Source organism: Streptomyces sp. AgN23, from assembly GCF_001598115.1.
In the GTDB taxonomy this organism is placed as follows: Bacteria; Actinomycetota; Actinomycetes; order Streptomycetales; family Streptomycetaceae; genus Streptomyces; species Streptomyces antimycoticus.
The window spans coordinates 6,113,538-6,138,725 of record NZ_CP007153.1 but is presented as its reverse complement, the minus strand read 5'-3'; the positions used below and the strand labels follow the sequence as shown (position 1 = coordinate 6,138,725).

31 protein-coding genes and 1 pseudogene are annotated in these 25,188 nt (G+C 68.0%); 3 read left to right on the top strand and 29 right to left on the bottom strand.

Features of this window, described 5'->3' with window-relative positions; genetic code table 11:
- Positions 1–100: 100 nt before the first annotated feature.
- From rplO to rpsJ, 21 genes are all read right to left on the bottom strand, one after another.
- The gene (gene rplO / locus AS97_RS26670; RefSeq protein WP_059148967.1) at positions 101–556 is read right to left on the bottom strand and encodes a 50S ribosomal protein L15; all 456 of its coding nucleotides are present in this window, start codon (positions 554–556) and stop codon (positions 101–103) included.
- 1 nt (position 557) lies between these two features.
- Positions 558–740, bottom strand: coding sequence for a 50S ribosomal protein L30 (rpmD, locus tag AS97_RS26665; protein ID WP_009715866.1), 183 nt, complete (start codon positions 738–740; stop codon positions 558–560).
- A gap of 2 nt (positions 741–742) precedes the next feature.
- On the bottom strand, positions 743–1,348 hold the full coding sequence (gene rpsE / locus AS97_RS26660) for a 30S ribosomal protein S5 (RefSeq protein WP_030835127.1): 606 nt from the start codon (positions 1,346–1,348) through the stop codon (positions 743–745).
- A 43-nt stretch (positions 1,349–1,391) separates the two neighbouring features.
- Positions 1,392–1,775, bottom strand: coding sequence for a 50S ribosomal protein L18 (gene rplR / locus AS97_RS26655; RefSeq protein ID WP_059148968.1), 384 nt, complete (start codon positions 1,773–1,775; stop codon positions 1,392–1,394).
- 3 nt (positions 1,776–1,778) lie between these two features.
- Positions 1,779–2,318 carry a 50S ribosomal protein L6 gene (gene rplF, locus AS97_RS26650; RefSeq protein ID WP_059148969.1) on the bottom strand — a complete coding sequence of 180 codons (540 nt, stop codon included), beginning with the start codon at positions 2,316–2,318 and terminating at the stop codon, positions 1,779–1,781.
- Positions 2,319–2,338: 20 nt separating this feature from the next.
- Positions 2,339–2,737: a 30S ribosomal protein S8 gene (gene rpsH / locus AS97_RS26645; protein WP_055556099.1), complete on the bottom strand. Its 399-nt coding sequence runs from the start codon at positions 2,735–2,737 to the stop codon at positions 2,339–2,341.
- 209 nt (positions 2,738–2,946) lie between these two features.
- Positions 2,947–3,132 carry a type Z 30S ribosomal protein S14 gene (locus AS97_RS26640; RefSeq protein WP_003948630.1) on the bottom strand — a complete coding sequence of 62 codons (186 nt, stop codon included), beginning with the start codon at positions 3,130–3,132 and terminating at the stop codon, positions 2,947–2,949.
- A gap of 3 nt (positions 3,133–3,135) precedes the next feature.
- The gene (gene rplE / locus AS97_RS26635) at positions 3,136–3,696 is read right to left on the bottom strand and encodes a 50S ribosomal protein L5 (RefSeq protein ID WP_014054174.1); all 561 of its coding nucleotides are present in this window, start codon (positions 3,694–3,696) and stop codon (positions 3,136–3,138) included.
- Positions 3,696–4,019, bottom strand: a complete 324-nt coding sequence (gene rplX, locus AS97_RS26630; RefSeq protein ID WP_014054173.1) for a 50S ribosomal protein L24 — start codon at positions 4,017–4,019, stop codon at positions 3,696–3,698. The genes rplE and rplX overlap by 1 nt, the downstream gene beginning before the upstream one ends.
- A 3-nt stretch (positions 4,020–4,022) precedes the next feature.
- A complete protein-coding gene (gene rplN / locus AS97_RS26625; RefSeq protein WP_003998823.1) occupies positions 4,023–4,391 on the bottom strand; it encodes a 50S ribosomal protein L14 in 369 nt (122 codons plus the stop codon).
- Between the two features lie 131 nt (positions 4,392–4,522).
- Positions 4,523–4,810, bottom strand: coding sequence for a 30S ribosomal protein S17 (gene rpsQ, locus AS97_RS26620; RefSeq protein WP_014054172.1), 288 nt, complete (start codon positions 4,808–4,810; stop codon positions 4,523–4,525).
- Positions 4,810–5,034, bottom strand: a complete 225-nt coding sequence (gene rpmC / locus AS97_RS26615) for a 50S ribosomal protein L29 (RefSeq protein WP_009715874.1) — start codon at positions 5,032–5,034, stop codon at positions 4,810–4,812. The genes rpsQ and rpmC overlap by 1 nt, the downstream gene beginning before the upstream one ends.
- Positions 5,034–5,453 (bottom strand): 50S ribosomal protein L16, encoded by a 420-nt coding sequence (rplP, locus tag AS97_RS26610; RefSeq protein WP_014054170.1) that lies wholly within the window; start codon positions 5,451–5,453, stop codon positions 5,034–5,036. The genes rpmC and rplP overlap by 1 nt, the downstream gene beginning before the upstream one ends.
- A gap of 5 nt (positions 5,454–5,458) precedes the next feature.
- The gene (gene rpsC, locus AS97_RS26605) at positions 5,459–6,286 is read right to left on the bottom strand and encodes a 30S ribosomal protein S3 (RefSeq protein WP_014054169.1); all 828 of its coding nucleotides are present in this window, start codon (positions 6,284–6,286) and stop codon (positions 5,459–5,461) included.
- The gene (rplV, locus tag AS97_RS26600) at positions 6,286–6,633 is read right to left on the bottom strand and encodes a 50S ribosomal protein L22 (protein WP_059148970.1); all 348 of its coding nucleotides are present in this window, start codon (positions 6,631–6,633) and stop codon (positions 6,286–6,288) included. Before rplV ends, rpsC begins: the two co-directional genes overlap by 1 nt.
- Before the next feature lie 40 nt (positions 6,634–6,673).
- Complete coding sequence (rpsS, locus tag AS97_RS26595) at positions 6,674–6,955, bottom strand: 30S ribosomal protein S19 (protein ID WP_014178772.1); 282 nt, start codon at positions 6,953–6,955, stop codon at positions 6,674–6,676.
- Between the two features lie 12 nt (positions 6,956–6,967).
- Entirely contained in the window at positions 6,968–7,804 is an 837-nt protein-coding gene (rplB, locus tag AS97_RS26590; protein WP_059148971.1) for a 50S ribosomal protein L2, read from the bottom strand.
- A 47-nt stretch (positions 7,805–7,851) separates the two neighbouring features.
- Positions 7,852–8,178 (bottom strand): 50S ribosomal protein L23, encoded by a 327-nt coding sequence (rplW, locus tag AS97_RS26585; RefSeq protein ID WP_059148972.1) that lies wholly within the window; start codon positions 8,176–8,178, stop codon positions 7,852–7,854.
- Entirely contained in the window at positions 8,178–8,831 is a 654-nt protein-coding gene (gene rplD / locus AS97_RS26580; protein ID WP_137966935.1) for a 50S ribosomal protein L4, read from the bottom strand. Before rplD ends, rplW begins: the two co-directional genes overlap by 1 nt.
- An 8-nt stretch (positions 8,832–8,839) precedes the next feature.
- Positions 8,840–9,484, bottom strand: coding sequence for a 50S ribosomal protein L3 (rplC, locus tag AS97_RS26575; protein WP_059149033.1), 645 nt, complete (start codon positions 9,482–9,484; stop codon positions 8,840–8,842).
- 13 nt (positions 9,485–9,497) lie between these two features.
- On the bottom strand, positions 9,498–9,806 hold the full coding sequence (gene rpsJ / locus AS97_RS26570) for a 30S ribosomal protein S10 (RefSeq protein ID WP_003948644.1): 309 nt from the start codon (positions 9,804–9,806) through the stop codon (positions 9,498–9,500).
- A gap of 479 nt (positions 9,807–10,285) precedes the next feature.
- Between rpsJ and AS97_RS26565 the strand changes: the two genes are divergently transcribed.
- Both AS97_RS26565 and AS97_RS26560 read left to right on the top strand, forming a co-directional pair.
- Entirely contained in the window at positions 10,286–11,275 is a 990-nt protein-coding gene (locus AS97_RS26565) for a GNAT family N-acetyltransferase (RefSeq protein ID WP_086707247.1), read from the top strand.
- Positions 11,276–11,472: 197 nt separating this feature from the next.
- A complete protein-coding gene (locus AS97_RS26560; protein WP_210567286.1) occupies positions 11,473–13,611 on the top strand; it encodes a PIG-L family deacetylase in 2,139 nt (712 codons plus the stop codon).
- Between the two features lie 327 nt (positions 13,612–13,938).
- Here AS97_RS26560 and AS97_RS26555 read toward each other — a convergent pair whose 3' ends face one another.
- The 6 genes from AS97_RS26555 to rpsL form a co-directional block, all read right to left on the bottom strand.
- Positions 13,939–15,129 carry an SRPBCC family protein gene (locus AS97_RS26555; protein ID WP_210565783.1) on the bottom strand — a complete coding sequence of 397 codons (1,191 nt, stop codon included), beginning with the start codon at positions 15,127–15,129 and terminating at the stop codon, positions 13,939–13,941.
- Positions 15,122–15,691 carry a hypothetical protein gene (locus tag AS97_RS26550; RefSeq protein WP_210565782.1) on the bottom strand — a complete coding sequence of 190 codons (570 nt, stop codon included), beginning with the start codon at positions 15,689–15,691 and terminating at the stop codon, positions 15,122–15,124. Before AS97_RS26550 ends, AS97_RS26555 begins: the two co-directional genes overlap by 8 nt.
- Positions 15,692–15,804: 113 nt before the next feature.
- Positions 15,805–16,998, bottom strand: coding sequence for an elongation factor Tu (tuf, locus tag AS97_RS26545; RefSeq protein WP_037952879.1), 1,194 nt, complete (start codon positions 16,996–16,998; stop codon positions 15,805–15,807).
- A 227-nt stretch (positions 16,999–17,225) separates the two neighbouring features.
- Positions 17,226–19,346, bottom strand: coding sequence for an elongation factor G (gene fusA, locus AS97_RS26540; protein ID WP_059148978.1), 2,121 nt, complete (start codon positions 19,344–19,346; stop codon positions 17,226–17,228).
- A 38-nt stretch (positions 19,347–19,384) separates the two neighbouring features.
- On the bottom strand, positions 19,385–19,855 hold the full coding sequence (rpsG, locus tag AS97_RS26535) for a 30S ribosomal protein S7 (protein WP_014178748.1): 471 nt from the start codon (positions 19,853–19,855) through the stop codon (positions 19,385–19,387).
- A 2-nt stretch (positions 19,856–19,857) separates the two neighbouring features.
- Complete coding sequence (rpsL, locus tag AS97_RS26530) at positions 19,858–20,229, bottom strand: 30S ribosomal protein S12 (RefSeq protein WP_014054153.1); 372 nt, start codon at positions 20,227–20,229, stop codon at positions 19,858–19,860.
- A gap of 442 nt (positions 20,230–20,671) precedes the next feature.
- Between rpsL and AS97_RS26525 the strand changes: the two are divergent.
- Positions 20,672–20,935, top strand: a pseudogene (locus AS97_RS26525) (helix-turn-helix domain-containing protein); the annotation flags it as partial.
- Here AS97_RS26525 and AS97_RS26520 read toward each other — a convergent pair.
- Complete coding sequence (locus tag AS97_RS26520; RefSeq protein ID WP_210565781.1) at positions 20,916–21,107, bottom strand: hypothetical protein; 192 nt, start codon at positions 21,105–21,107, stop codon at positions 20,916–20,918. The pseudogene AS97_RS26525 and the gene AS97_RS26520 overlap by 20 nt on opposite strands.
- A gap of 145 nt (positions 21,108–21,252) precedes the next feature.
- Positions 21,253–25,167: a DNA-directed RNA polymerase subunit beta' gene (locus tag AS97_RS26515; protein ID WP_086709499.1), complete on the bottom strand. Its 3,915-nt coding sequence runs from the start codon at positions 25,165–25,167 to the stop codon at positions 21,253–21,255.
- Positions 25,168–25,188 lie beyond the last annotated feature (21 nt).

Sequence of the window (25,188 nt, the reverse complement as noted above, 5' to 3'; positions counted from 1 at the left end):
TAACAACGCACGCCACCTTACCGGCGACCTGGCCCCGCTTGGAACGACCAACCGGGGATGCCCCGTATCTGGAGCATCCCCGGTCGGGTGTGCACCGTGCTCAGACGAGCTCGGTGACGGTGCCACCGGCAGCGGTGATCTTCTCCTTGGCGGAGCCGGAGACGGCGTCGACCGTCACCTGGAGCGCCACGGAGACCTCACCGGAGCCCAGCACCTTGACGAGCTGGTTCTTGCGCACCGCACCCTTGGCGACCAGATCGGCCACCGTGACCTCGCCACCCTGCGGGTAGAGCGCGGCCAGCTTGTCCAGGTTCACGACCTGGTACTCGGTGCGGAACGGGTTCTTGAAGCCCTTGAGCTTCGGGAGCCGCATGTGGAGGGGCATCTGCCCACCCTCGAAGCGCTCCGGAACCTGGTAGCGGGCCTTGGTGCCCTTGGTGCCACGACCAGCGGTCTTACCCTTGGACGCCTCACCACGACCGACACGGGTCTTGGCGGTCTTGGCGCCCGGGGCGGGCCGGAGGTTGTGGACCTTCAGCGGGTTGTTCTCCGCCATCTCAGTCGACCTCCTCGACCGTCACGAGGTGCCGCACGGTGGTCGCCATGCCGCGGAACTCGGGGCGGTCCTCCTTGACAACCACGTCGCCGAGCTTCTTCAGCCCGAGCGAACGCAGGGTGTCGCGGTGGTTCTGCTTGCTGCCGATGTAGGACTTCGTCTGCGTGATCTTCAGGCGGGCCATGCTCACACACCCACCCCGGCACGCGCCCGCAGCAGAGCGGCGGGGGCGACGTCCTCCAGCGGCAGACCACGGCGAGCGGCGATCTCCTCGGGGCGCTGAAGGCCCTGCAGAGCGGCCACCGTGGCGTGCACGATGTTGATCGGGTTCGACGAACCGAGCGACTTGCTGAGCACGTCGTGGATGCCCGCGCACTCCAGCACGGCGCGCACCGGGCCACCGGCGATCACACCGGTACCGGGGGACGCCGGCTTCAGCAGCACGACACCCGCGGCCTCCTCACCCTGGATCGGGTGCGGGATGGTGCCGGCGATCCGGGGGACCTTGAAGAAGTGCTTCTTGGCCTCCTCCACGCCCTTGGCGATCGCGGCCGGCACCTCCTTGGCCTTGCCGTAACCGACACCCACGGTGCCGTCACCGTCGCCCACCACGACCAGCGCGGTGAAGCTGAAGCGACGACCACCCTTCACAACCTTGGCGACACGGTTGATCGCGACAACACGCTCGACGTAAGCGGTCTTCTCGGCGGCAGCGCCACCGTCCCGCCGGTCCTTCCGGTCCCGCCGCTCGCCGCCACCGGCGCCGCCACCGCGGCGCTGGGGTCCAGCCATTGGATTTACCTCTCTCGTTTCCGCTTTGCGTTGGAACCGGGGCTCAGAACTTCAGCCCGGCCTCGCGGGCGGCGTCCGCCAGAGCGGCAATCCGCCCGGCGTACTTGTTGCCACCACGGTCGAACACGACGGCCTCGATACCCGCGGCCTTCGCCCGCTCGGCCACCAGCGCGCCGACCTGCTGCGCCTGGGCGCTCTTGTCGCCCTCGGCCGCCCGGATGGCGCTGTCCAGCGTCGACGCCGAGGCCAGCGTGTGGCCCGCGATGTCGTCGATGACCTGCGCCACCATGTGCCGGTTGGACCGCGTCACCACGAGGCGAGGACGGACCGGCGTGCCGGAGACCCGCTTGCGGACGCGGATGTGACGCCGCTTGACGGCAGCCGCCTTACGGGCGTTGCCCTTGGCGATCTTCACACCGTATGCCATGGCTTACTTACCAGCCTTTCCGACCTTGCGGCGGATGACCTCGCCCGCGTACTTCACGCCCTTGGCCTTGTACGGGTCGGGCTTGCGCAGCTTGCGGATGTTCGCGGCGACCTCGCCGACCTTCTGCTTGTCGATGCCCTCGACGCTCAGCTTGGTCGGGGACTCCACCTTGAAGGTGATGCCCTCGGGGGCCTCGACCACGATCGGGTGGCTGTAGCCCAGGGCGAACTCCAGGTTGGAGCCCTTGGCCTGGACGCGGTAACCCACACCGCTGATCTCGAGCGCCTTGCTGTAGCCCTGGGTCACGCCGGTGATCATGTTCGCCACCAGCGTGCGGGACAGGCCGTGCAGGGCCTTGTTCTGACGCTCGTCGTTGGGGCGGGTGACAACGAGCGTGTTGTCCTCACCCTTGGCGACATCGATCGGCGCGGCGACGGTGTGCGAGAGAGAACCCTTGGGGCCCTTCACGGCGACCGTGCGGCCATCGATGGTGACGTCCACACCAGCGGGAACCTGGATGGGCAGCTTGCCAATGCGCGACATGTGCTTCCTCCGTTCCCTGGTTACCAGACGTAGGCGAGGACTTCCCCACCCACGCCCTTCTTGCCGGCCTGCTTGTCGGTGAGGAGCCCGTGCGACGTGGAGATGATCGCCACGCCCAGGCCGCCGAGCACCTTCGGCAGGTTGGTGGACTTTGCGTAGACCCGCAGGCCCGGCTTCGAAATCCGCTTGATGCCGGCGATCGAGCGCTCGCGGTTCGGGCCGAACTTCAGCTCGAGGGTGAGGTTCTTGCCGACCTCGGCGTCCTCGACCTTCCAGCCGGTGATGTAGCCCTCCTGCTGGAGGATCTCCGCGATATGCGACTTGATCTTGCTGTGGGGCATCACGACGGAGTCGTGGTACGCCGAGTTCGCGTTTCGCAGACGCGTCAGCATGTCTGCGATCGGATCGGTCATGGTCATGATGGCCTTCGGCCTCTCTCGCCGGGGTTTCCTGTATGCGCCATCCCTCTCACCCGCTCAAAGGCGGGCACGGGTGCGGCGCGGGGACCTACGGCGTAGTAAGGATTCTGGGCGGCGAGCGCCCAACCGTTCCACTCTACGGGAGTGGACGGGCGGGGCTCGCCATCCATTTGCTTACCGAGAGCCCGGTATCAACCCGTAAGGGTTGATTACCAGGAGCTCTTGGTCACGCCCGGCAGCTCGCCACGGTGAGCCATCTCACGAAGGCACACGCGGCACAGGCCGAACTTGCGGTAGACGGAGTGCGGACGTCCGCAACGCTGGCAGCGCGTGTATCCACGCACGCCGAACTTGGGCTTGCGGGCGGCCTTGGCAATGAGAGCCTTCTTCGCCACGGCTCACGCCTCCTTGAACGGGAAGCCGAGGTGACGCAGCAGGGCGCGGCCCTCGTCGTCGTTGGTCGCCGTGGTCACCACGGTGATGTCCATACCCCGGACGCGGTCGATCTTGTCCTGGTCGATCTCGTGGAACATGACCTGCTCCGTGAGACCGAAGGTGTAGTTGCCCCGGCCGTCGAACTGCTTCGGCGACAGACCGCGGAAGTCGCGGATGCGCGGCAGCGCGAGCGACACCAGTCGGTCCAGGAACTCCCACATGCGGTCACCGCGGAGGGTGACGTGGGCGCCGATCGGCTGGCCCTCACGCAGCTTGAACTGCGCGATGGACTTACGGGCCTTGGTGACGGCGGGCTTCTGGCCGGTGATCGTGGAGAGGTCGCGGATGGCGCCCTCGATCAGCTTGGAGTCGCGGGCGGCGTCGCCCACACCCATGTTGACCACGACCTTGGTCAGACCCGGGATCTGCATGACGTTCTCGTAGGAGAACTGCTCCTGCAGCTTGCCCTGGATCTCTTCGCGGTAGCGCGCCTTGAGGCGCGGTGCAGTGGTGGTGGCAGTCATCAGATGTCCTCACCGGTCCGCTTGGCAACGCGGATCTTGTTGCCCTCGTCGTCGAAGCGGTATCCGACGCGGGTGACGACCTTGTTGCCGTCCTTCTCCACCACGAGCTGCACGTTGCTCACGTGGATCGGGGCTTCGGTCGTCACGATGCCGCCGGTCTTCGAACCACGAGCGGTCTGTCCGGCCTTGGTGTGCTTCTTGACCCGGTTGACACCCTCGACCAGAACACGGTCCTCGCGCGGGAAGGCCGCGATGACCTTGCCCTGCTTGCCCTTGTCCTTACCGGTGATGACCTGGACCAGGTCGCCCTTCTTGATCTTCATCGGTTACAGCACCTCCGGCGCGAGCGAGATGATCTTCATGAACTTCTTCTCGCGCAGCTCACGGCCCACCGGGCCGAAGATACGGGTGCCACGGGGGTCGCCATCGTTCTTGAGGATGACGGCCGCGTTCTCGTCGAAGCGGATGTACGAACCGTCCGGGCGGCGGCGCTCCTTGACGGTGCGCACGATGACCGCCTTGACGACGTCACCCTTCTTCACGTTGCCACCGGGGATCGCATCCTTGACGGTGGCGACGATGACGTCACCGATGCCCGCGTAGCGGCGACCGGAGCCACCGAGAACACGGATGCAAAGGATTTCCTTCGCGCCCGTGTTGTCGGCGACGCGCAGTCGCGACTCCTGCTGGATCACGTCTATCTCCTGATCGTCTGCCGGTTCCCGGCAGGGGCTGGATACTCCCAGCCCCTGCCGAGCCTGGCGGAACTGTCCTGCGGACTATTGCCCGCAGGCTGCATTACGTGGAATTCCCTTACGGGAATTACCTACTTGGCCTTCTCGAGGATCTCGACGACGCGCCAGCGCTTGGTCGCGGACAGCGGCCGGGTCTCCATCAGGAGGACACGGTCGCCGACACCCGCGGCGTTCTGCTCGTCGTGCGCCTTGAGCTTGTTCGTACGGCGGATGACCTTGCCGTACAGCGCGTGCTTGACGCGGTCCTCGACGGCGACGACGACGGTCTTGTCCATCTTGTCGCTGACGACCAGACCCTCACGGGTCTTGCGGAAGCCGCGGTTCTGCGTTGCGTTCTCAGTCACATTCGTCTCGCTCATCAGGCGCTCTCCACCGTCTCGATGCCGAGCTCGCGCTCCCGCATCAGGGTGTAGATCCGGGCGATGTCCTTGCGGACGGCCTTCAGCCGGCCGTGGTTCTCAAGCTGTCCGGTCGCCGCCTGGAAGCGGAGGTTGAACAGCTCTTCCTTGGCCTCACGGAGCTTGCCAACGAGGTCCTCGTTGTTCAGCTCACGCAGCTCGGACGCCTTGGTACCGGCCGCCATCACGACTCACCTGCCTCGCGCCGCACGATCCGGCACTTCATCGGGAGCTTGTGAGCAGCGCGGGTGAGCGCCTCACGCGCAGTCTTCTCGTTCGGGAAGGACAGCTCGAACATCACCCGGCCGGGCTTGACGTTCGCGACCCACCACTCCGGCGAACCCTTACCGGAACCCATGCGGGTCTCGGCAGGCTTCTTCGTCAGCGGACGGTCCGGATAGATGTTGATCCAGACCTTGCCGCCACGCTTGATGTGGCGGGTCATCGCGATACGAGCGGCCTCGATCTGACGGTTGGTGACGTACGCCGGGGTGACGGCCTGGATGCCGTACTCGCCGAACGCCAGCTCCGTGCCGCCCTTGGCCATACCGGACCGCTTGGGGTGGTGCTGCTTGCGGTGCTTGACCCTGCGAGGGATCAGCATGTCGGTCAGGCCTCCGTTCCAGTGCTCTCAGCAGCCGGAGCGGCGGTGGCCTCGGCCTTGGGGGCCTCGGCGGGGGCGCTCTGCTGCTGCTGCGGCTTACGGCCACGGCCACCGCGCTCGCCACCACGGCGCTGCGGGCGGTCGCTGCCACCGCGCGACGGGCGGTTGCCGGCGCGGGCGGCGGCGTTCTCGGCACGGACCTCGGCGATGTTCTTGACGTCGCCCTTGTAGATCCACACCTTGACGCCGATGCGGCCGAAGGTGGTCTTGGCCTCGAAGAAGCCGTAGTCGACGTTCGCGCGGAGCGTGTGCAGGGGCACACGGCCCTCGCGGTAGAACTCCGAGCGGGACATCTCGGCGCCGCCGAGACGGCCACCACACTGGATCTTGATGCCCTTGGCACCGGCCTTCATCGAGCTCTGCATCGACTTGCGCATCGCACGACGGAAGGAGACGCGGGAGGAGAGCTGCTCGGCGACGGCCTGGGCCACCAGCTGAGCGTCGACCTCGGGGTTCTTCACCTCGAGGATGTTCAGCTGCACCTGCTTGCCGGTCAGCTTCTCCAGCTCGCCGCGGATACGGTCGGCCTCCGCGCCGCGGCGGCCGATGACGATGCCCGGCCGGGCGGTGTGGATGTCGACGCGGACGCGGTCACGGGTGCGCTCGATCTCCACCTTGGAGATGCCCGCGCGCTCCATGCCCTTCGTCATCATCCGGCGGATGGCGACGTCTTCCTTGACGTAGTCCTTGTACAGCTTGTCGGCGTACCAACGCGACTTGAAGTCGGTGGTGATGCCGAGCCGGAACCCGTGCGGGTTAACCTTCTGGCCCATTACCGGGTTCCTTCCTTGCTGCTGACGACCACGGTGATGTGGCTGGTCCGCTTGCGGATCCGGTAGGCGCGGCCCTGGGCACGCGGACGGAACCGCTTCAGGGTCGGGCCCTCGTCGACGTACGCCTCGGAGATGAAGAGGCTGTCGGCGTCGGTGTGGTCGTAGTTGTGCGCGGCGTTGGCGATGGCGCTGTCCAGCACCTTGCCGACCGGCACGCTCGCGGCCTGCGGGGCGAAACGCAGGACCGCCTGAGCCTCCGTGGCACTCATGCCACGGATGAGGTCCACCACGCGGCGGGCCTTCATGGGCGTGACGCGGATGTACCGCGCCTGGGCCCTGGCTTCCATGGTTGTCCCTTCGGTGTCTGTCATGAGTCTCTTCCGCCGATCAGCGACGACGCGACTTACGGTCGTCCTTCTCGTGGCCGCGGAAGGTGCGGGTCGGCGCGAACTCGCCGAGCTTGTGGCCGACCATCGACTCGGTGACGAACACCGGGACGTGCTTGCGGCCGTCGTGCACCGCGATCGTGTGGCCGAGCATGGCCGGGACGATCATCGAGCGGCGGGACCAGGTCTTGATGACGTTCTTGGTGCCGGCTTCGTTCTGGACATCCACCTTCTTGATCAGGTGGTCGTCGACGAAGGGCCCCTTCTTGAGACTGCGCGGCATCTAAACCCGCTCCTAGCGCTTCTTGTTCGTCTTGCGGCGGCGGACGATGTACTTGTTGCTGGCCTTCTTCGGCGAGCGCGTACGGCCCTCCTTCTGACCCCACGGCGAGACCGGGTGGCGACCACCGGAGGTCTTGCCCTCACCACCACCGTGCGGGTGGTCGACGGGGTTCATGACCACACCACGAACGGTCGGGCGGACGCCCTTCCAGCGCATGCGGCCGGCCTTGCCCCAGTTGATGTTCGACTGCTCGGCGTTGCCGACCTCGCCGACGGTGGCGCGGCAGCGGACGTCGACCAGGCGGATCTCACCGGACGGCATGCGGAGGTGGGCCATGGAGCCCTCCTTCGCCAGCAGCTGCACGGAGGCACCCGCGGAGCGGGCGAACTTCGCGCCGCCGCCGGGCCGCAGCTCGATGGCGTGGAGCGTGGTACCAACCGGGATGTTGCGCAGCGAGAGGTTGTTACCGGGCTTGATGTCGGCGCCGGGGCCGTTCTCGATCCGGTCGCCCTGCGTCAGGCCGCGCGGCGCGAGGATGTAGCGCTTCTCGCCGTCGGCGTAGTGCAGCAGCGCGATGCGCGCGGTGCGGTTGGGGTCGTATTCGATGTGCGCGACCTTCGCCGGGACGCCGTCCTTGTCGTGACGGCGGAAGTCGATCACGCGGTACGCACGCTTGTGACCGCCACCCTGGTGGCGGACCGTGATGCGGCCGGCGTTGTTACGACCACCCTTGCTGTGCAGCGGGCGGACCAGCGACTTCTCCGGCGTGGACCGCGTGATCTCGACGAAGTCGGCGACGCTGGAGCCACGACGGCCCGGGGTCGTCGGCTTGTACTTGCGGATACCCATTTCTCAGTCCTCGGAAGATTCCGGACTTCTGGACGTTCCGATCCCCGTTAGGAGACCGGGCCGCCGAAGATGTCGATGCGGTCGCCCTCGGCGAGGGTCACGATGGCGCGCTTGGTGTCCTTGCGCTTGCCGTAGCCGGTCTTGGTCCGCTTGCGCTTCCCCTGCCGGTTGATCGTGTTGACCCCGGTGACCTTGACCGAGAAGACCGCCTCGACGGCCTGCTTGATCTGGGTCTTGTTCGCGCGCGGGTCGACGATGAACGTGTACTTGTTCTCGTCCAGCAGCGCGTAGCTCTTCTCCGAGACCACCGGCTTGACGAGCACGTCGCGGGGGTCGGTGAAGGTCTTGCTGGTGACAGCGGTCGCCTCACTCATCAGGCGGCGCTCCCTTCGGTCTTCTCAGCGGCCTTGGGACCAGCCACGAAGGACTCGAAGGCGGCCTTGGTGAAGACCACGTCGTCGGAGACGAGCACGTCGTACGTGTTCAGCTGGCCCGGCTCCAGGATGTGCACCTGGGGCAGGTTGCGGGCGGACAGCCACGCGGCCTCGTCGCTCCGCTCGGCGACCAGGAGCAGGTTCTTGCGCTCGCTGATCTTGCCCAGCAGGGTCTTCGCGGCCTTGGTGGAGATGTCGCCGTCGACCACGCCGGTCACGACGTGGATCCGCTCGTGGCGCGCCCGGTCGGAGAGGGCACCGCGCAGCGCGGCGGCCTTCATCTTCTTCGGGGTGCGCTGGCTGTAGTCGCGCGGCACGGGGCCGTGCACGACGCCACCGCCGGCGAACTGCGGCGCGCGGGTCGAGCCCTGGCGCGCGCGGCCGGTGCCCTTCTGGCGGTAGGGCTTCTTGCCACCGCCTCGGACCTCACCGCGGGTCTTGGTCTTGTGCGTGCCCTGGCGGGCAGCGGCCAGCTGGGCGACGACGACCTGGTGGATCAGCGGAACGCTGACCTGCGCGTCGAAGATCTCCGCGGGGAGCTCGACGGTCCCGGCCTTGTCGCCTGCCGGCGAAAGGATGTCAATGGTGCTCATCGGTTACCTCAGGCCCCCTTGGCCGCGGTACGGACCAGGACGAGGCCGCCGTTCGGACCAGGAACCGCTCCCTTGATCAGGAGCAGACCCTTCTCCGCGTCAACGGCGTGGACGGTCAGGTTCTGGGTGGTGACCCGCTCATTGCCCATGCGGCCGGCCATGCGCAGGCCCTTGAACACGCGGCCCGGGGTGGCGCAGCCACCGATGGAGCCCGGCGAGCGGTGCTTGCGCTGGGTGCCGTGGCCGGCGCCGAGGCCGCCGAAGCCGTGGCGCTTCATGACACCGGCGGTGCCCTTGCCCTTGCTGGTGCCGGTCACGTCGACCTTGACACCGGACTCGAACACCTCGGCCGTGACTTCCTGGCCGAGCGTGTACTCACCGGCGTCGGTGGTACGCAGCTCCACCAGGTGGCGGCGCGGGGTCACATCGGCCTTGGCGAAGTGGCCCTTGAGGGGCCTGTTCACCTTGCGCGGGTCGATCTCGCCGAAGGCGATCTGGACGGCGCTGTAGCCGTCCGCGTCATCGGTGCGGACCTGGGTCACGACGCAGGGACCGGCCTTGACGACGGTGACCGGGACGACACGGTTGTTCTCGTCCCACACCTGTGTCATGCCGAGCTTCTCGCCCAGGACGCCCTTGATCTGCTTAGCCATCTCGCGCGTCACCTCAGAGCTTGATCTCGATGTCGACGCCCGCCGGCAGGTCGAGACGCATCAGCGAGTCGACGGTCTTCGGCGTGGGGTCGAGGATGTCGATGAGGCGCTTGTGCGTACGCATCTCGAAGTGCTCGCGCGAGTCCTTGTACTTGTGCGGCGACTTGATGACGCAGTACACGTTCTTCTCTGTGGGCAGCGGCACCGGGCCCGCGACCGACGCACCAGTGCGGGTCACCGTCTCGACGATCTTCTTCGCCGAGGAGTCGATGACCTCGTGGTCGTAGGCCTTGAGCCGGATGCGGATCTTCTGTCCCGCCATGGCTACTTCGTAGTCCTGTCTCTCGTAACGCTCTGGGACCCGGTGGCGTTCGCGTCCTCCTCCACCCCACTTCCGACCCACGCGGTCGGGCGTGTCGCAGTCCTTCTCATAAATCTCCGTATGGAGATCCCTGGTGAAGGGGGTTGCTGGGGGAGAAAGTCACCCACCGGGCGCCTGGCTGGGGCCCCGCTGACGCTTCCCGGAAGATTCCCGTACTTCCGCCCCTGATCAGGGGCGACGAGTACCGTGGGACTCGCTTCCAGTCCTCCCGGCGAGAGGCGCGCAGCATCGGCACTCAACCGAGCAACCTGGTCAGTGTGCCATAGCGGGCACCGCCGACGCCAATCAGGGAGCGGGGAAGCATACCCCCTACGAGTGAGCACTCAAACCCGCCGCCATCGTCCCGCGGCCCCCACGCGTCCTGGTGCGGCGCACCCGGCCCACGGTAGTTTCGGCGCGCCGAGAAGAGGGGGATCGGGATGACCGGTGTGCCGCTGCGGGTGGAGATCTTACGGGCGGGCGAGGAGCACGTGGCGCGGATCGCGCGCCTCGCCGAGTCACGGAGCCTGAACGGGCCGGATGGCGCCCAGGGCTCGGTGGAGGGCGGCTTCCTGGTCTCGGCGTACACCGAGGCCGACTACCGCGCCCGGCTGGAGAGCTCCGAGCACTTCTATGTGGCGGTCAAGGGCGGACAGGTGCTGGCGTTCCTGCTGGCCTACAGCTCCGACCAGGTCGAGCCGGACGAATGGCTGAACCGCCGGATCAAGACGGCGCTCGGCAGCTTCCTGGTGATCAAGCAGATCTGTGTGGCCCGGGACGCGGCGCGGGCCGGGATCGCCTCGATGCTCTACTACCACGTCCTCGACCAGTGGCACGAGAGCCCGGTGATCGCCGCCGTGGTCAACGATCCGCCCAACGACGCGTCCGCGCACTTCCACCACAAGCTGGGCTTCCAGGAGCTGACCCGGCTGACCCCGCCGGACGGGCTGCCCCGGGTGGTGTGGGTGTGGCGCAAACCGCGTGAGGCGATGCTGCACGCGCAGTACGGGACCGCGGTGGACCTCTACAAGCACGAGGACAACCTCAACTGGCAGAAGCTGAACAACTTCTTCTACATCACGGCGGGCCTCGCGGCCGCCACCGCCTTCTGCCTCGGCAAGGAGGGCGCGGGAGGCAGCCTGGGCAAGGGGCTCGCGATGATCATCGCGATCATCGGTATCGGGGTGTCGCTGGGCTTCTCGCTGATGCTGCGCTTCGGCCGTCAGTACCTTCTGGCACGCAAGGAGGCGGTGATCGAGCTCGAGGAGTACATGGCCTGGCACGGCGGCGAGCGGATAGTCAATCGCCGCACCGACGACCCCGGCTCGGCCTATCTGAAGGTCTCCCCGACCGGTGCGATCATGATGCTGCTGCCCGTGCTGGTGGCGGCCTGCTGGCTCGCGGTGCTCGGGGTGCTGATCGCCGACTGAGCGAACCGGCTCCATCGTCGGGGGCGCCCGCGTGCCCGCACGCCCTCGTGGCGAAAGACGATGTGTCCGGTCTGTGACCGATACCTCCCGGACACCGGACAACCTGTCAAGATCACCGACCGTCCTTTCACTCGGAGCAGCCGGAGACTACGTGCTGCCGAAGTGACAGGGTCACCAAATTGAACAGTCGATGGACAGTGCGGGGGACGGGCACCACCCGCAGGCAGACGCTGGCCGCGCTGGCGGCACTCACCGCGGCCGGAGCGGCCGGGGTCGCCGGAGTCGCCGGTTGCGGCGGTGGGGGCCCGCGCGGCGCGGCACCCGTGCCCGCCGGCCCCGCGCAGGCGGGTGCCCCCGGGGCGGCGGAGCCCTTCACCTCGACGGTGGGCGACAAGCAGGCGCTGCTGCTGCAGGTCATGGCGCACCCCGACGACGATCTGTACTTCATGAACCCGGACGCCGAGCAGGTGCTGCGCTCCGGCGTCCCGGTGGTGTGCGTGTACGTCACGGCCGGTGAGGCCCAGGGGATCAACCACCAGGCGGGGACGCCGATCCCGCCCGCCGACAAGGCCGCCTACTCCGCCTCCCGCCATCAGGGGCTGCGGCAGGCATACGCGCGGATGATCGGGCTGAACCAGTTCGCGCCCTGGCAGCGGTCGGTGCTGCGGCTGCCCGGCGGGGTCACCGCGGAGACCAACACCCTCGCGAGCGGGGCCCGCAGGGTCCGGCTGATCTTCCTCAACATCGCGATGCTGTCGGACGGCGGCGTACGGATCCCCGCGCTGTGGAGCACCCCGGGCACCGTGATGAGCACCCTCCGAGCCGCCGGGTCCCCGGTGCCGCACCCGAGTTCGTACGGTCATCGGACGCTGGTCGACGTGCTCGCCGAGATCATGGACCGCTATCGGCCCACGCTGATCCACACGCTGGACCCGGACCCCGACTTCCAGGTGCACGACGTGCTGCACCCCAAGGACAACGATCAGCCGGGGTGCTCGGACCACCGCGACCACACCCCGGTCGCGCTGTTCACCTGGAAGGCGATCGCCCAGTGGGTGGCCGCGTCCGCCCAGCGGGACAAGCACGCTCCGCGCGTCACCACCACCGCGTTCCGCGGCTACTACAACCAGCGCTGGCCGCACAATCTGCCGCCCGCGGTGCTCGCCCGGAAGGCACGGGTGATCGAGTCCTACGGCGGCGCGCCGGACTGGGACTGCGGCAACGCGGCCGGTTGCGGCGACTACAGCCAGGGCGGGGTGCGCCCGCTGCGGAACCGTAAGGGCTGGATCCGCTCCACCCACTACCGCTACCCCACCGCCCTGCCCGCCCCCACCACCGACGCCCAGGGCCGGCTCGTGGCGTACGGCGTGCTCGGCGCCCAGGCCGTGCGGTGGCGCGAGACGGCGCCCGGCAGCGGGCGGTTCGGGGCGCCGCTGGGGCTCGGCGGCGGACCGCTCGCCCCGGCGCTCGCCGCGGTGCGGGACAGCGCGGGCCGTCAGGTGCTGTTCGGCCTGCGGTTCGCGGCGCTGGGCGGCCAAGGCGCGGCCGACCTGCGCGAGATCGTGGTACTGGAACAGCGCCGCCCGGACGGCCCGTTCCGCGCCTGGACCAGACTCGGCACGCCCGAGACCAGCACCGAACACGGCCGCCGGGTCGGCTGCCCAGCGGCGGTCGCCACCCCCGACGGCCGGGTCCATCTCTTCGTACGGACCGCGGACAAGGGCCTGGCCACCCGCGTACGGGACGCGAGCGGCCGCTGGAGTCCCTGGCAGCGGCTCGGCGGCGCCGAGGTCCAGGACGGGCTGACCGCGCTGCTGGACGCGGAGGGGCGGGTCCATGTCCTCGCCGCCGGCCGCGACACCGTCCACCACTGGGCGCAGGAGTGGGCCGGTGGCCCGGTCGCGCTGCGCCCGTCGGCCGGTCTGCCGCGGCCCGGCGGGGATCCGCTGGGCGCCGCGGTGGCCCCCGACGGCTCGCTCGCGCTGGTCTACCGCACCCCCGCGGCCACCGTGCCCGCCGTCCACGGCGACGACACCTCCCTCACCGTGCGGCACTTCGAGGGCTACGGGGCGCTCGCCGCGCACACCGTGGCCGAACCGTCCGGCCGGCACGAGGCGAAGACGCTGCTGGTGGTCGGCCGCGACCTGGGCGGGGAGGTCCAGGTCCAGTACGGCACCGGCCCGGACGCCAGGCCCCTGCGCTCCCCCGGCCACCTGATCCCGGTCGGCGCCCCGGCACTGCTGGCGGACGACGGCCACCAGGGCGTCTGCGTGGTGGGCATGGCGCCGGACGCCACCCCGTGGATCTGGCGCCCACGCCCCACCTCGCGGGCATAGCGCTCCCGGGCCACCCCGACCCGCGTCCCCGAGCCGCCCCGACCCGCCTCCCCGGGCCACCCCGACCCACATCCCCGAGCCACCCCGACCCACATCCCCGAGCCGCCCCGACCCACATCCCCGGGCCACCCCGAGCCGCGTCCCCGAGTCACCCCGACCCACGTCCCCCGGTGCGGCCCCGACCCACGTCCCCCGGTGCGGCCTTCCCGATCCGTGTGCGGCAGCGGCTCCCGCCGTACGGCATGACCGGGCCCCACCCGCCGTCTCCGGTCCGGGTGGGGCCCCGTCATGTCCGGCCCCGGGCCGGGGGCGCGTTGGTGCGCGCGCTCAGCGCCGGGCCGCGGCGGCACGCCGTCGGGGGCGGGCGGCCTTGGGTTCCTCGGGTTCCTCGGCCTCCTCGGCCTCCTCAGGCTCTTCGGACTCCTCGTACGCCTCGGCGTCCTCGGTGTCCTCCGGCTCTTCCTCGTCCTCCGCGTCTTCCTCGTCCTCCGCGAGACCGGATTCCGGCTCGGACTCGGCGTCTTCGGGCTCCTCCTCGTACTCCTCCTCCGGCGCCTCATCCGCATCCGCGGCCGCACCGCCCTCGTCCTCGTACGCGTCCTCGTACGCGTCCTCCGCCTCGTCCGCACGCTCTTCCCCGGCGTCGCCTTCGGCTTCGCTCTCGTCGCCGGACCCGGACCGCGGCTCATCGGCTTCTCCCCCGGCCTCGTCCCCTGCGTTGTCGCGCTCTTCCTCCTCCACGGCGGTCTCGTGGTCGCGCACGACCTCGCCGTCCCGGATCTCGCCGCGCCAGCCGTCCGTGGCCTCGCCGCGCATCATGATGAACTTGCGGTAGAGCTTCAGGTCGAGGCGCGCCCGTCGGCCCTGGGCCCGCCAGATGTTGCCGGTCTTCTCGAAGAGGCCCTTGGGGAAGTACTCCAGGACCAGCAGCACCCGGGTGAGGTTGTCGCCGAGCGGATGGAAGGTGACGACACCCTTGACGGTGCCCTTCGCACCCTCGGTGGTCCAGGTGATCCGCTCATCGGGCACCTGCTCGGTGACGTTCGCCCGCCAGCTGCGGGTGGACTTGGCGACCTTCACCTTCCAGTTGCTGCTGGTGTCGTCGGCCTTCTCGACGCTGACGACCCCCTTGGCGAAGGTGCTGAACTCCTGGAACTGGGTCCACTGGTCGTACGCCTCGCGGACCGGCACCCCGACGTCGATGTCCTCGACGACCGTCACACTCTTCGACTTGCCGCCTCCGCTCTTCCCCCGGCCCTTGCCGAAGGCGCCCTTGACCTTCTCCTTCAGCGATTGCTTGAGTGAATCCTTCAGCTGGGACGAGCCGGCCTTCATCAGCGCCTGCCCCGGCGACTTGCCCTCGGCGAGGGACTGCGCGCCCTTGGCGAGGCCGGTGCCGAGGCCGGAGATCGCATGTGTCGCCCGCGCCTGGACGTAGTTGCGCAGCTCGTCCTTGAGCCGGTCGGTAGCGGGGTTGCCGACGATGTCGTCCTTGAGCTTGCCCAGCGTGTCAGCCATTGCGGCCCCCCGCGGTCCTGGCGGTCTTCTTGGCCCGGGCGGCGCCCGAGGCGGCGGCCTTCTTCGCCTTCCCGGAGACGGAGGCGGCGGTCTTCTTCGCCGGACGGGCCGGGGCCTTGGCCGCCGCCTTGCGGGGAGGCTTCGACGGCTTCGGTTTCCGCTTCGGCTCGGAGTCCGCCCCGGCCTCCTCCCGCTCGGCGGGCTCCTCGTCCTCGGCGCGGCCCTCGTCCCGGGCGTCCTCGTCCTCGTCCCGGGCGTCCTCGCTCGCACCGCGCAGCAACGCGGTGCGCTCATGCAGCGAATCGGCGAGGCCGCCCACCCGGTCGGACACGGCCTTGGTAGCGGCCTGCCGGGTGGCGTCGACGAGTTCCTGACGCACCTGTCCGTTGAGGCCGCTCAGCAGCGGCATCTCGGCGAGGGACTTCTTCAGCTGCTGCGGATCCAGCGTGATCTTCTTACCGGCCAGCAACATGCCCAGCCCGAAGGCGAGTTTCGCCTTCTTGGTGCGCCCGAGGAAGTAGCCTCCCACGACCGCGACCGCGATCTTGCCATTTGTCATCATCTGTTCGCTCCCGAAGTCGAACGCGGCTTCGATGTGGACGGCCGGGTACCCACATACGAAAGAGCCCCACCCGCCAGTGGCGAATGGGGCTCTTTGCTCCGGGGAGCGTCAGGTCACTTGTTGATCTTGGTGACCTGGCCGGCGCCGACGGTCCGGCCACCCTCACGGATGGCGAACTTCAGGCCCTCCTCCATGGCGACCGGCTGGATCAGCTGGACGGACATCTCGGTGTTGTCGCCCGGCATGACCATCTCGGTGCCCTCGGGGAGGGTCACAACGCCCGTCACGTCCGTGGTACGGAAGTAGAACTGCGGACGGTAGTTGTTGAAGAACGGCGTGTGGCGGCCACCCTCGTCCTTGGACAGGATGTACGCCTGGGCCTCGAACTCGGTGTGCGGAGTGACCGAACCCGGCTTGATGATGACCTGGCCGCGCTCGACGTCCTCGCGCTTGATGCCGCGGAGCAGCAGACCGACGTTCTCACCGGCCTGGCCCTCGTCGAGCAGCTTGCGGAACATCTCGATACCGGTGACGGTGGTCGAGGTCTTCTCCTGCTTGATGCCGATGATGTCGACGTTCTCGTTGACCTTCAGCACACCGCGCTCGATACGGCCGGTGACGACCGTACCGCGACCGGTGATGGTGAAGACGTCCTCGATCGGCATCAGGAACGGCTTGTCGACGTCACGCTCGGGCTGCGGGATCGACTCGTCGACGGCCTTCATCAGGTCGAGGACGGACTTGCCCCACTCGGCGTCACCCTCGAGCGCCTTGAGCGCCGAGACCTTGACGACCGGAACGTCGTCGCCCGGGAACTCGTACTCGGAGAGCAGCTCGCGGACCTCGAGCTCGACGAGCTCCAGGATCTCCTCGTCGTCCACCATGTCGGCCTTGTTCAGGGCGACAACGATGTACGGCACGCCGACCTGGCGGGCCAGGAGCACGTGCTCCTTGGTCTGCGGCATCGGGCCGTCGGTGGCGGCGACCACGAGGATGGCGCCGTCCATCTGCGCGGCACCGGTGATCATGTTCTTGATGTAGTCCGCGTGACCGGGGCAGTCAACGTGCGCGTAGTGACGCGACTCGGTCTGGTACTCGACGTGCGCGATGGAGATGGTGATACCGCGCTGGCGCTCCTCAGGAGCCTTGTCGATCTGGTCGAAGGCCGAGGCCTCGTTCAGGTCCGGGTACGCGTCGTGCAGCACCTTGGTGATCGCAGCGGTAAGCGTGGTCTTACCGTGGTCGATGTGACCGATGGTGCCGATGTTGACGTGCGGCTTAGTCCGCTCGAACTTCGCCTTCGCCACTGGGGTCCTCCTGTGGAGTGGTTCTGTAACGCATCCACGCTTTGCGGATGAGTTCAGGTTTTCTTACCGAACCGGCCAGGACCCCGAGGGGGATGCCCTTCGCCGTATTCGTCTGGGGGGCCGGCGCCAGGGGCCCCGCCGTGGAACGCGGTGGACGCGCTCCACAACGAATGCCCCGATGCCTTGTGCTTCCAGCCTAAAGGGTGAGGAAAGCGGATGAACCCGCCTTACTCGCCCTTGGCCTTCGCGATGATCTCCTCGGCGACGTTCCGCGGAACCTCGGCGTAGGAGTCGAACTGCATGGAGTAGCTGGCGCGGCCGGACGTCTTGCTGCGCAGGTCGCCCACGTAGCCGAACATCTCCGACAGCGGAACCAGGCCGGTGACCAGCTTGGCGCCGCTCCGGTCCTCCATGGACTGGATCTGCCCGCGACGGGAGTTGATGTCGCCGATCACGTCACCCATGTAGTCCTCGGGTGTGGTGACCTCGACCTTCATCATCGGCTCGAGCAGGGCCGGGCTGGCCTTGCGGGCGGCCTCCTTGAAGGCCATCGAACCGGCGATCTTGAACGCCATCTCGGACGAGTCGACCTCGTGGTAGCCACCGTCGAGCAGGGTGACCTTCACACCGGTCAGCGGGTAGCCCGCGAGCACGCCGAACTCCATGGCCTCCTGGCAGCCCGCGTCCACGGACGGGATGTACTCCCGCGGGATGCGGCCACCGGTGACCTTGTTCTCGAACTCGTAGCCGTCGCCCTCGAGCGGCTCCAGCGCGATCTGCACCTTCGCGAACTGGCCGGAACCACCAGTCTGCTTCTTGTGCGTGTAGTCGTACCGCTCGACCGCCTTGCGCAGCGTCTCGCGGTAGGCCACCTGCGGCTTACCGACGTTGGCCTCGACCTTGAACTCGCGGCGCATACGGTCGACCAGCACGTCCAGGTGCAGCTCGCCCATGCCGGAGATGATCGTCTGGCCGGTCTCCTCGTCGGTCTTGACGCGGAAGGACGGGTCCTCCTCGGCAAGCCGCTGGATCGCGACGGCGAGCTTCTCCTGGTCGCCCTTGGACTTCGGCTCGATGGCCACCTCGATGACCGGGGCCGGGAAGTCCATGGACTCCAGGATCACCGGGTTCGACGAGTCGGAGAGGGTCTCACCGGTGGTGGTCTGCTTCAGACCCATGACGGCGACGATGTCGCCGGCACCCACCGAGTCGATCTCCTCACGCTTGTTCGCGTGCATCCGGTAGATCTTGCCGATGCGCTCCTTCTTGCCCTTCACGGAGTTCAGCACCTGGGTGCCGGCGTCCATGCGGCCGGAGTACACACGGATGAAGGTGAGCTTGCCGAGGTGCGGGTCGCTCGCGATCTTGAACGCCAGAGCCGAGAGAGGCTCCTCCTCGGACGGACGACGCTTGATGACCTCGTCCGGGTCCTTGACCGAGTGCCCCTCGATCGCCTCGATGTCGATCGGCGACGGGAGGTACCGGACCACGGCGTCGAGCAGGGGCTGAACGCCCTTGTTCTTGAACGCGGTGCCACAGAACACGGGGGTGACGGTGGTGCCGCCGCCCTTGCCGGAGGCGATGGTGATGCGGCGGATCGCCGCGTACAGCTGCTCCACGGTGGGCTCCTCGCCCTCCAGGTACAGCTCCATCATCTCTTCGTCGTTCTCGGCGACGCCCTCGAGCAGCTTGCCGCGCCACTCGTCGGCGGCCTCGGTGTGGGTGTCCGGGATGTCGACGGTGTCGTACATCTCGCCCTTGGTCGCCTCGGCGGACCAGACCAGCGCCTTCATGGTGACGAGGTCGACGACACCCTTGAAGTCGGCCTCGGTGCCGATCGGCAGCTGCATGACCAGCGGCACCGCGCCCAGGCGGTCCGTGATCATGTCGACGCAGCGGTGGAACTCGGCACCGGTGCGGTCGAGCTTGTTGACGAAGCAGATACGCGGAACGCCGTAGCGGTCCGCCTGACGCCACACCGTCTCGGACTGCGGCTCCACACCGGCGACGCCATCGAACACGGTCACGGCACCGTCGAGCACGCGCAGCGAACGCTCCACCTCGACGGTGAAGTCGACGTGGCCCGGGGTGTCGATGATGTTGATGGTGTGATCGACGTTCTCAAGCGGCCAGTGACAAGTCGTCGCGGCCGACGTGATGGTGATGCCGCGCTCCTGCTCCTGCTCCATCCAGTCCATGGTGGCGGCGCCATCGTGGACTTCACCGATCTTGTAGCTCACGCCGGTGTAGAACAGAATCCGCTCGGTGGTGGTCGTCTTGCCCGCGTCGATGTGGGCCATGATCCCGATGTTGCGGACCTTGGCCAGGTCAAGTGAAGTGGTGGCCATCTGGCTCAGTCTTCTCTCGGTTCTCGATGGGGTAGCGACTACCAGCGGTAGTGCGCGAAGGCCTTGTTGGACTCGGCCATCTTGTGGGTGTCCTCGCGCCGCTTGACGGAGGCGCCCAGACCATTGCTGGCGTCCAGCAGCTCGTTCATGAGCCGCTCGGTCATGGTCTTCTCACGACGCGCGCGGGAGTAGCCCACGAGCCAGCGCAGGGCGAGGGTGGAGGAACGGCCGGGACGGACCTCGACCGGCACCTGGTAGGTGGCGCCACCGACACGGCGGGAGCGGACCTCGAGGGTCGGCTTCACGTTCTCCAGCGCGCGCTTGAGCGTGATGACCGGGTCGTTGCCGGACTTCTCGCGCAGGCCCTCCATGGCGCCGTACACGATGCGCTCGGCGGTGGAGCGCTTGCCGTTCAGCAGCACCTTGTTGATGAGGGACGTCACCAGAGGAGAGTTGTAAACCGGGTCGATGATGACCGGGCGCTTCGGGGCGGGACCCTTACGAGGCATTCTTACTTCTCCTTCTTGGCGCCGTAGCGGCTGCGAGCCTGCTTGCGGTTCTTGACGCCCTGCGTGTCGAGGGAGCCGCGGATGATCTTGTAACGAACACCCGGCAGGTCCTTCACACGACCGCCACGCACGAGCACGATGGAGTGCTCCTGCAGGTTGTGCCCCTCACCCGGGACGTAGGCGGTGACCTCGATCCCACTGCTCAGCCGGACACGCGCGACCTTGCGGAGCGCCGAGTTCGGCTTCTTCGGCGTCGTGGTGAACACGCGAGTGCATGTCCCACGGCGCTGCGGCGACCCCGCGAGGGCGGGGGTCTTGTTCTTCTCGACCTTGTCCTGGCGGCCCTTGCGGACCAGCTGCTGGATCGTAGGCACCGTTTCTCCGGTTTCTGTGTGCCAGTCTCGGTAAAGCTAACCTGGAGTTCGTCCGACCCACGCGGTCGGGTGTGTCGCGCACCGCAGCCCTCTGCGAAAGTTCGGAGAGTGCAGATTGTTGGTGTCGACACCTCGGCCCCTCGCATGCTGAGGCACCTCCCCGCCGAAGGCTGGGGGCGCACACGCAAGGACCCGGGCACACCCCAGGCACAAGGTCTGAGCGTACCTACCTCATCGACTTCGGTCAAAACAAATGCAGAGGGCCCCGACACGCCGGAAATAGCCGCTGTCCGACCGCTCTCGGAGCGAGTGAACCGAGGCACGTCACTCCCTGTATAGGGAGCGCCTTCGGTGCGTTGATCGATTCATGACACTGGGGGGGAGCGGAATCATGACGCAGGCCGGAATTCCCGAGGACAGTGGACCCGACGACCGGGTGCCCTTGGCCCTGACCAGCGACCGGATGCGCGCCGCCGACCGCCGCCGCCTCGACTTCGCCTCGCTGACCGTGCGCGAGCGCTTCGCGGTGCTGCTCCTCGACCTCGCCAGGTCCCATGGGCGACGTACGGAGAACGGCATCGAGCTGGCCGTACCGCTCAGCAAGCAGGAGCTCGCCGGGGCCATCGGCGCCTCCCGCGAAATGGTGCAGCGCCTCCTCAAGGATCTGCGTGAACGCCAGGTCGTGATCACGCTACAGCGACCGTGACGACCACTCCGACCAGCAGGCGGCCGCGCTCGGCTTCGCGCCGATGCTCGCCGAGGTCCTGAGCAGGCAGCAGGCTCGCGAGCAGGACGCGGCGGCGGTCGCCGCGGCCGGCGGGAAGCGGGTGAAACGGCAAGGAGCGCTGGCCCGGCTCCTCGACTCCCACCCCGCTCACCCCGGCCGCCTGGAGCCGTCTGGGGCCGTCTGGGGCCGTATCCGGGACCGCCCACCGGGGCCGTCTGGGTCCGCCCCGGGGCCCGGAAAACGCCGCGGGGCGGCCACCCACCATGGGGGTGACCGCCCTGCGAACGGATCGGGTCCTACTGGTTGTACGGACCGTAGTCGTAGTCCTCCAGCGGAACCGCCTGGCCGGAGCCCGTGCCGAAGGGCGAGTAGTCGATGTCGTCGTAACCGACGGCCGAGTACATCGCGGCCTTCGCCTCCTCGGTCGGCTCGACCCGGATGTTGCGGTAGCGGGACAGGCCCGTACCGGCCGGGATGAGCTTACCGATGATCACGTTCTCCTTGAGGCCGATCAGGGAGTCCGACTTGGCGTTGATCGCCGCGTCGGTGAGCACCCGGGTCGTCTCCTGGAAGGACGCCGCCGACAGCCAGGACTCGGTCGCCAGCGAGGCCTTGGTGATACCCATCAGCTGCGGACGGCCGGAGGCCGGGTGGCCGCCTTCCTGGACCACACGACGGTTCTCCGACTCGAAGCGCGAGCGCTCCACGAGCTCGCCCGGCAGCAGCTCCGCGTCGCCGGACTCGATGATCGTCACACGGCGCAGCATCTGCCGGATGATGATCTCGATGTGCTTGTCGTGGATCGACACACCCTGCGAGTTGTAGACCTTCTGGACCTCGCCCACCAGGTGCACCTGGACGGCGCGCTGGCCGAGGATGCGCAGCACGTCGTGCGGGTTGACGGCACCCACGGTCAGCGGCTGGCCGACGTCGACGCGGTCGCCCTCGCCCACCAGGAGACGGGCTCGCTTGGAGACGCCGAAGGCGGTCTCGTCGGAGCCGTCGTCCGGGGTGACGACGAGCTTCTTGGTCTTCTCGGTCTCCTCGATCCGGACGCGGCCGGCCGCCTCCGAGATCGGGGCGACACCCTTGGGCGTACGGGCCTCGAAGAGCTCGACGACACGCGGCAGACCCTGGGTGATGTCGTCACCGGCCACACCACCGGTGTGGAAGGTACGCATCGTCAGCTGGGTGCCGGGCTCACCGATGGACTGGGCGGCGATGATGCCGACCGCCTCACCGATGTCCACCAGCTTGCCGGTCGCCAGCGAGCGGCCGTAGCACATGGCGCAGGTGCCGACGGCGGACTCGCAGGTGAGCACCGAACGGGTCTTGACCGTCTCCACGCCGTGGCGGACCAGCTCGTCGATGAGCACATCGCCCAGGTCGGTACCGGCCGGGGCCAGGACCTTCCCCTCGACGACGATGTCCTCGGCGAGGCAGCGCGCGTACACGCTGGTCTCGACGTCCTCCGCCTTGCGCAGCACGCCGTCCGCACCCTTGGACGCGATCCCGAGCTTGAGGCCACGGTCGGTGCCGCAGTCCTCCTCGCGGATGATCACGTCCTGGGAGACGTCCACCAGACGTCGGGTCAGGTAACCCGAGTCGGCGGTACGCAGGGCGGTGTCGGCGAGACCCTTACGGGCACCGTGGGTGGAGATGAAGTACTCCAGCACGGAGAGACCCTCACGGAACGACGCCTTGATGGGCCGCGGGATGGTCTCGTTCTTCGCGTTGGACACCAGACCACGCATACCGGCGATCTGACGCATCTGCATCATGTTTCCGCGCGCGCCCGAGTCGACCATCATGAAGATCGGGTTGGTCTTCGGGAAGTTCGCGTTCATCGCCTCGGCGACCTCGTTGGTCGCCTTGGTCCAGATCGCGATCAGTTCCTGGGTGCGCTCGTCCTTGGTGATCAGACCACGCTCGTACTGCTTCTGGACCTTCTCGTCCTGCGCCTCGTACCCCTCGATGATGCCCTTCTTGGCCTCGGGCACGACCACGTCGGAGATGGCGACGGTGACACCGGAGCGGGTGGCCCAGTGGAAACCGGCCGCCTTCAGGTTGTCCAGCGTCGCCGCGACGATGACCTTGGGGTAACGCTCGGCGAGGTCGTTGACGATCTCGGAGAGCTGCTTCTTGCCCACCGAGTAGTCGACGAACGGGTAGTCCTCCGGCAGCAGCTCGTTGAAGAGCGCGCGGCCCAGCGTGGTGCGCAGCCGGAAGCTGTCACCGGGCTGCCAGACCCCTCCCCCGACGCCGTCGTCCCCTGCCTCCGGAGCCGGCGGGGTCCAGCCGCGGGGCGGGACGGTGCCGATCGGGAAGCGGATGTCGATCTTCGCCTGGAGCGAGAGCTCCCGGGCGTCGAACGCCATGGTCGCCTCGGCGGCCGACCCGAAGGCCCGGCCCTCGCCCTTGACCTCGCGCTCCTCCTCGTCGGTGGTGAGGAAGAACAGGCCCAGCACCATGTCCTGGGTCGGCATGGTCACCGGCCGGCCGTCGGCCGGCTTGAGGATGTTGTTCGAGGACAGCATCAGGATGCGGGCCTCGGCCTGCGCCTCCGCGGACAGCGGCAGGTGCACGGCCATCTGGTCACCGTCGAAGTCCGCGTTGAACGCGGTGCAGACGAGCGGGTGAATCTGAATGGCCTTGCCCTCGACCAGCTGCGGCTCGAAGGCCTGGATGCCGAGGCGGTGCAGGGTCGGCGCACGGTTCAGCAGCACCGGGTGCTCGGCGATGACCTCTTCGAGCACGTCGTACACGACCGTGCGGCCACGCTCGACCATGCGCTTGGCCGACTTGATGTTCTGCGCGTGGTTCAGGTCCACCAGGCGCTTCATCACGAACGGCTTGAAGAGCTCCAGCGCCATGGCCTTGGGCAGACCGCACTGGTGCAGCTTGAGCTGCGGGCCGACGACGATGACCGAACGGGCCGAGTAGTCGACACGCTTACCGAGCAGGTTCTGACGGAACCGGCCCTGCTTACCCTTCAGCATGTCGCTGAGGGACTTCAGCGGACGGTTACCGGGACCGGTCACCGGGCGACCGCGGCGGCCGTTGTCGAACAGCGCGTCGACGGCCTCCTGCAGCATCCGCTTCTCGTTGTTCACGATGATCTCGGGGGCACCGAGGTCAAGGAGACGCTTGAGGCGGTTGTTCCGGTTGATCACACGGCGGTACAGGTCGTTCAGGTCGGAGGTCGCGAAGCGGCCACCGTCCAGCTGCACCATCGGACGCAGGTCCGGCGGGATCACCGGGATGCAGTCCAGCACCATGCCGTTGGGGCTGTTGCGGGTCTGCAGGAAGGCGGAGACGACCTTGAGGCGCTTGAGCGCACGGGTCTTCTTCTGGCCCTTGCCGGTCCGGATGATCTCGCGGAGCTTCTCGGCCTCTTCGTCGAGGTCGAAGGACTCCAGGCGCTTCTGCAGCGCCGCGGCGCCCATGCCGCCCATGAAGTACGTGCCGAAGCGGTCACGCAGCTCACGGTAGAGCAGCTCGTCGCCCTCCAGGTCCTGGACCTTGAGGTTCTTGAAGCGGTTCCACACCTCGTCGAGACGGTCGATCTCGCGCTGGGCGCGGTCGCGCAGCTGCTTCATCTCACGCTCGGCGCCCTCGCGCACCTTACGGCGCACATCGGCCTTGGCACCCTCGGCCTCGAGCTCGGCGAGGTCCGCCTCGAGCTTCTTGGCGCGGGCCTCCAGGTCGGCGTCGCGGCGCTGCTCGATCTGCTGACGCTCGACGGAGACATGGGCCTCCAGCGAGGGCAGATCGCGCGTGCGGCGCTCCTCGTCCACCCACGTGATCATGTAGGCGGCGAAGTAGATGACCTTCTCGAGGTCCTTCGGGGCGAGGTCGAGCAGGTAGCCCAGACGGCTGGGCACGCCCTTGAAGTACCAGATGTGGGTAACGGGAGCGGCCAGCTCAATGTGGCCCATCCGCTCACGGCGCACCTTGGCGCGGGTGACCTCGACACCGCAGCGCTCACAGATGATGCCCTTGAAGCGGACGCGCTTGTACTTACCGCAGTAGCACTCCCAGTCCCGGGTCGGACCGAAGATCTTCTCGCAGAAGAGTCCGTCCTTTTCGGGCTTGAGGGTGCGGTAGTTGATGGTTTCCGGCTTCTTGACCTCACCGTGGGACCACTGACGGATGTCATCAGCGGTGGCGAGGCCGATCCGCAGCTCGTCGAAGAAGTTGACGTCGAGCACTTGTCGTCAATCCCTCTTTCA

Excerpts from the sequence above, each read along its gene's own strand:
- rplO (WP_059148967.1), bottom strand. The coding sequence starts at position 556 with ATGGCGGAGAACAACCCGCTGAAGGTCCACAACCTCCGGCCCGCCCCG.
- rpmD (WP_009715866.1), bottom strand. The coding sequence starts at position 740 with ATGGCCCGCCTGAAGATCACGCAGACGAAGTCCTACATCGGCAGCAAG.
- rpsE (WP_030835127.1), bottom strand. The coding sequence starts at position 1,348 with ATGGCTGGACCCCAGCGCCGCGGTGGCGGCGCCGGTGGCGGCGAGCGG.
- rplR (WP_059148968.1), bottom strand. The coding sequence starts at position 1,775 with ATGGCATACGGTGTGAAGATCGCCAAGGGCAACGCCCGTAAGGCGGCT.
- rplF (WP_059148969.1), bottom strand. The coding sequence starts at position 2,318 with ATGTCGCGCATTGGCAAGCTGCCCATCCAGGTTCCCGCTGGTGTGGAC.
- rpsH (WP_055556099.1), bottom strand. The coding sequence starts at position 2,737 with ATGACCATGACCGATCCGATCGCAGACATGCTGACGCGTCTGCGAAAC.
- rplE (WP_014054174.1), bottom strand. The coding sequence starts at position 3,696 with ATGACTGCCACCACCACTGCACCGCGCCTCAAGGCGCGCTACCGCGAA.
- rplX (WP_014054173.1), bottom strand. The coding sequence starts at position 4,019 with ATGAAGATCAAGAAGGGCGACCTGGTCCAGGTCATCACCGGTAAGGAC.
- rpsQ (WP_014054172.1), bottom strand. The coding sequence starts at position 4,810 with ATGAGCGAGACGAATGTGACTGAGAACGCAACGCAGAACCGCGGCTTC.
- rpmC (WP_009715874.1), bottom strand. The coding sequence starts at position 5,034 with ATGGCGGCCGGTACCAAGGCGTCCGAGCTGCGTGAGCTGAACAACGAG.
- rplP (WP_014054170.1), bottom strand. The coding sequence starts at position 5,453 with ATGCTGATCCCTCGCAGGGTCAAGCACCGCAAGCAGCACCACCCCAAG.
- rpsC (WP_014054169.1), bottom strand. The coding sequence starts at position 6,286 with ATGGGCCAGAAGGTTAACCCGCACGGGTTCCGGCTCGGCATCACCACC.
- rplV (WP_059148970.1), bottom strand. The coding sequence starts at position 6,633 with ATGGAAGCCAGGGCCCAGGCGCGGTACATCCGCGTCACGCCCATGAAG.
- rpsS (WP_014178772.1), bottom strand. The coding sequence starts at position 6,955 with ATGCCGCGCAGTCTCAAGAAGGGGCCCTTCGTCGACGACCACCTGATC.
- rplB (WP_059148971.1), bottom strand. The coding sequence starts at position 7,804 with ATGGGTATCCGCAAGTACAAGCCGACGACCCCGGGCCGTCGTGGCTCC.
- rplW (WP_059148972.1), bottom strand. The coding sequence starts at position 8,178 with ATGAGTGAGGCGACCGCTGTCACCAGCAAGACCTTCACCGACCCCCGC.
- rplD (WP_137966935.1), bottom strand. The coding sequence starts at position 8,831 with ATGAGCACCATTGACATCCTTTCGCCGGCAGGCGACAAGGCCGGGACC.
- rplC (WP_059149033.1), bottom strand. The coding sequence starts at position 9,484 with ATGGCTAAGCAGATCAAGGGCGTCCTGGGCGAGAAGCTCGGCATGACA.
- rpsJ (WP_003948644.1), bottom strand. The coding sequence starts at position 9,806 with ATGGCGGGACAGAAGATCCGCATCCGGCTCAAGGCCTACGACCACGAG.
- AS97_RS26565 (WP_086707247.1), top strand. The coding sequence starts at position 10,286 with ATGACCGGTGTGCCGCTGCGGGTGGAGATCTTACGGGCGGGCGAGGAG.
- AS97_RS26555 (WP_210565783.1), bottom strand. The coding sequence starts at position 15,129 with ATGGCTGACACGCTGGGCAAGCTCAAGGACGACATCGTCGGCAACCCC.
- AS97_RS26550 (WP_210565782.1), bottom strand. The coding sequence starts at position 15,691 with ATGATGACAAATGGCAAGATCGCGGTCGCGGTCGTGGGAGGCTACTTC.
- fusA (WP_059148978.1), bottom strand. The coding sequence starts at position 19,346 with ATGGCCACCACTTCACTTGACCTGGCCAAGGTCCGCAACATCGGGATC.
- rpsG (WP_014178748.1), bottom strand. The coding sequence starts at position 19,855 with ATGCCTCGTAAGGGTCCCGCCCCGAAGCGCCCGGTCATCATCGACCCG.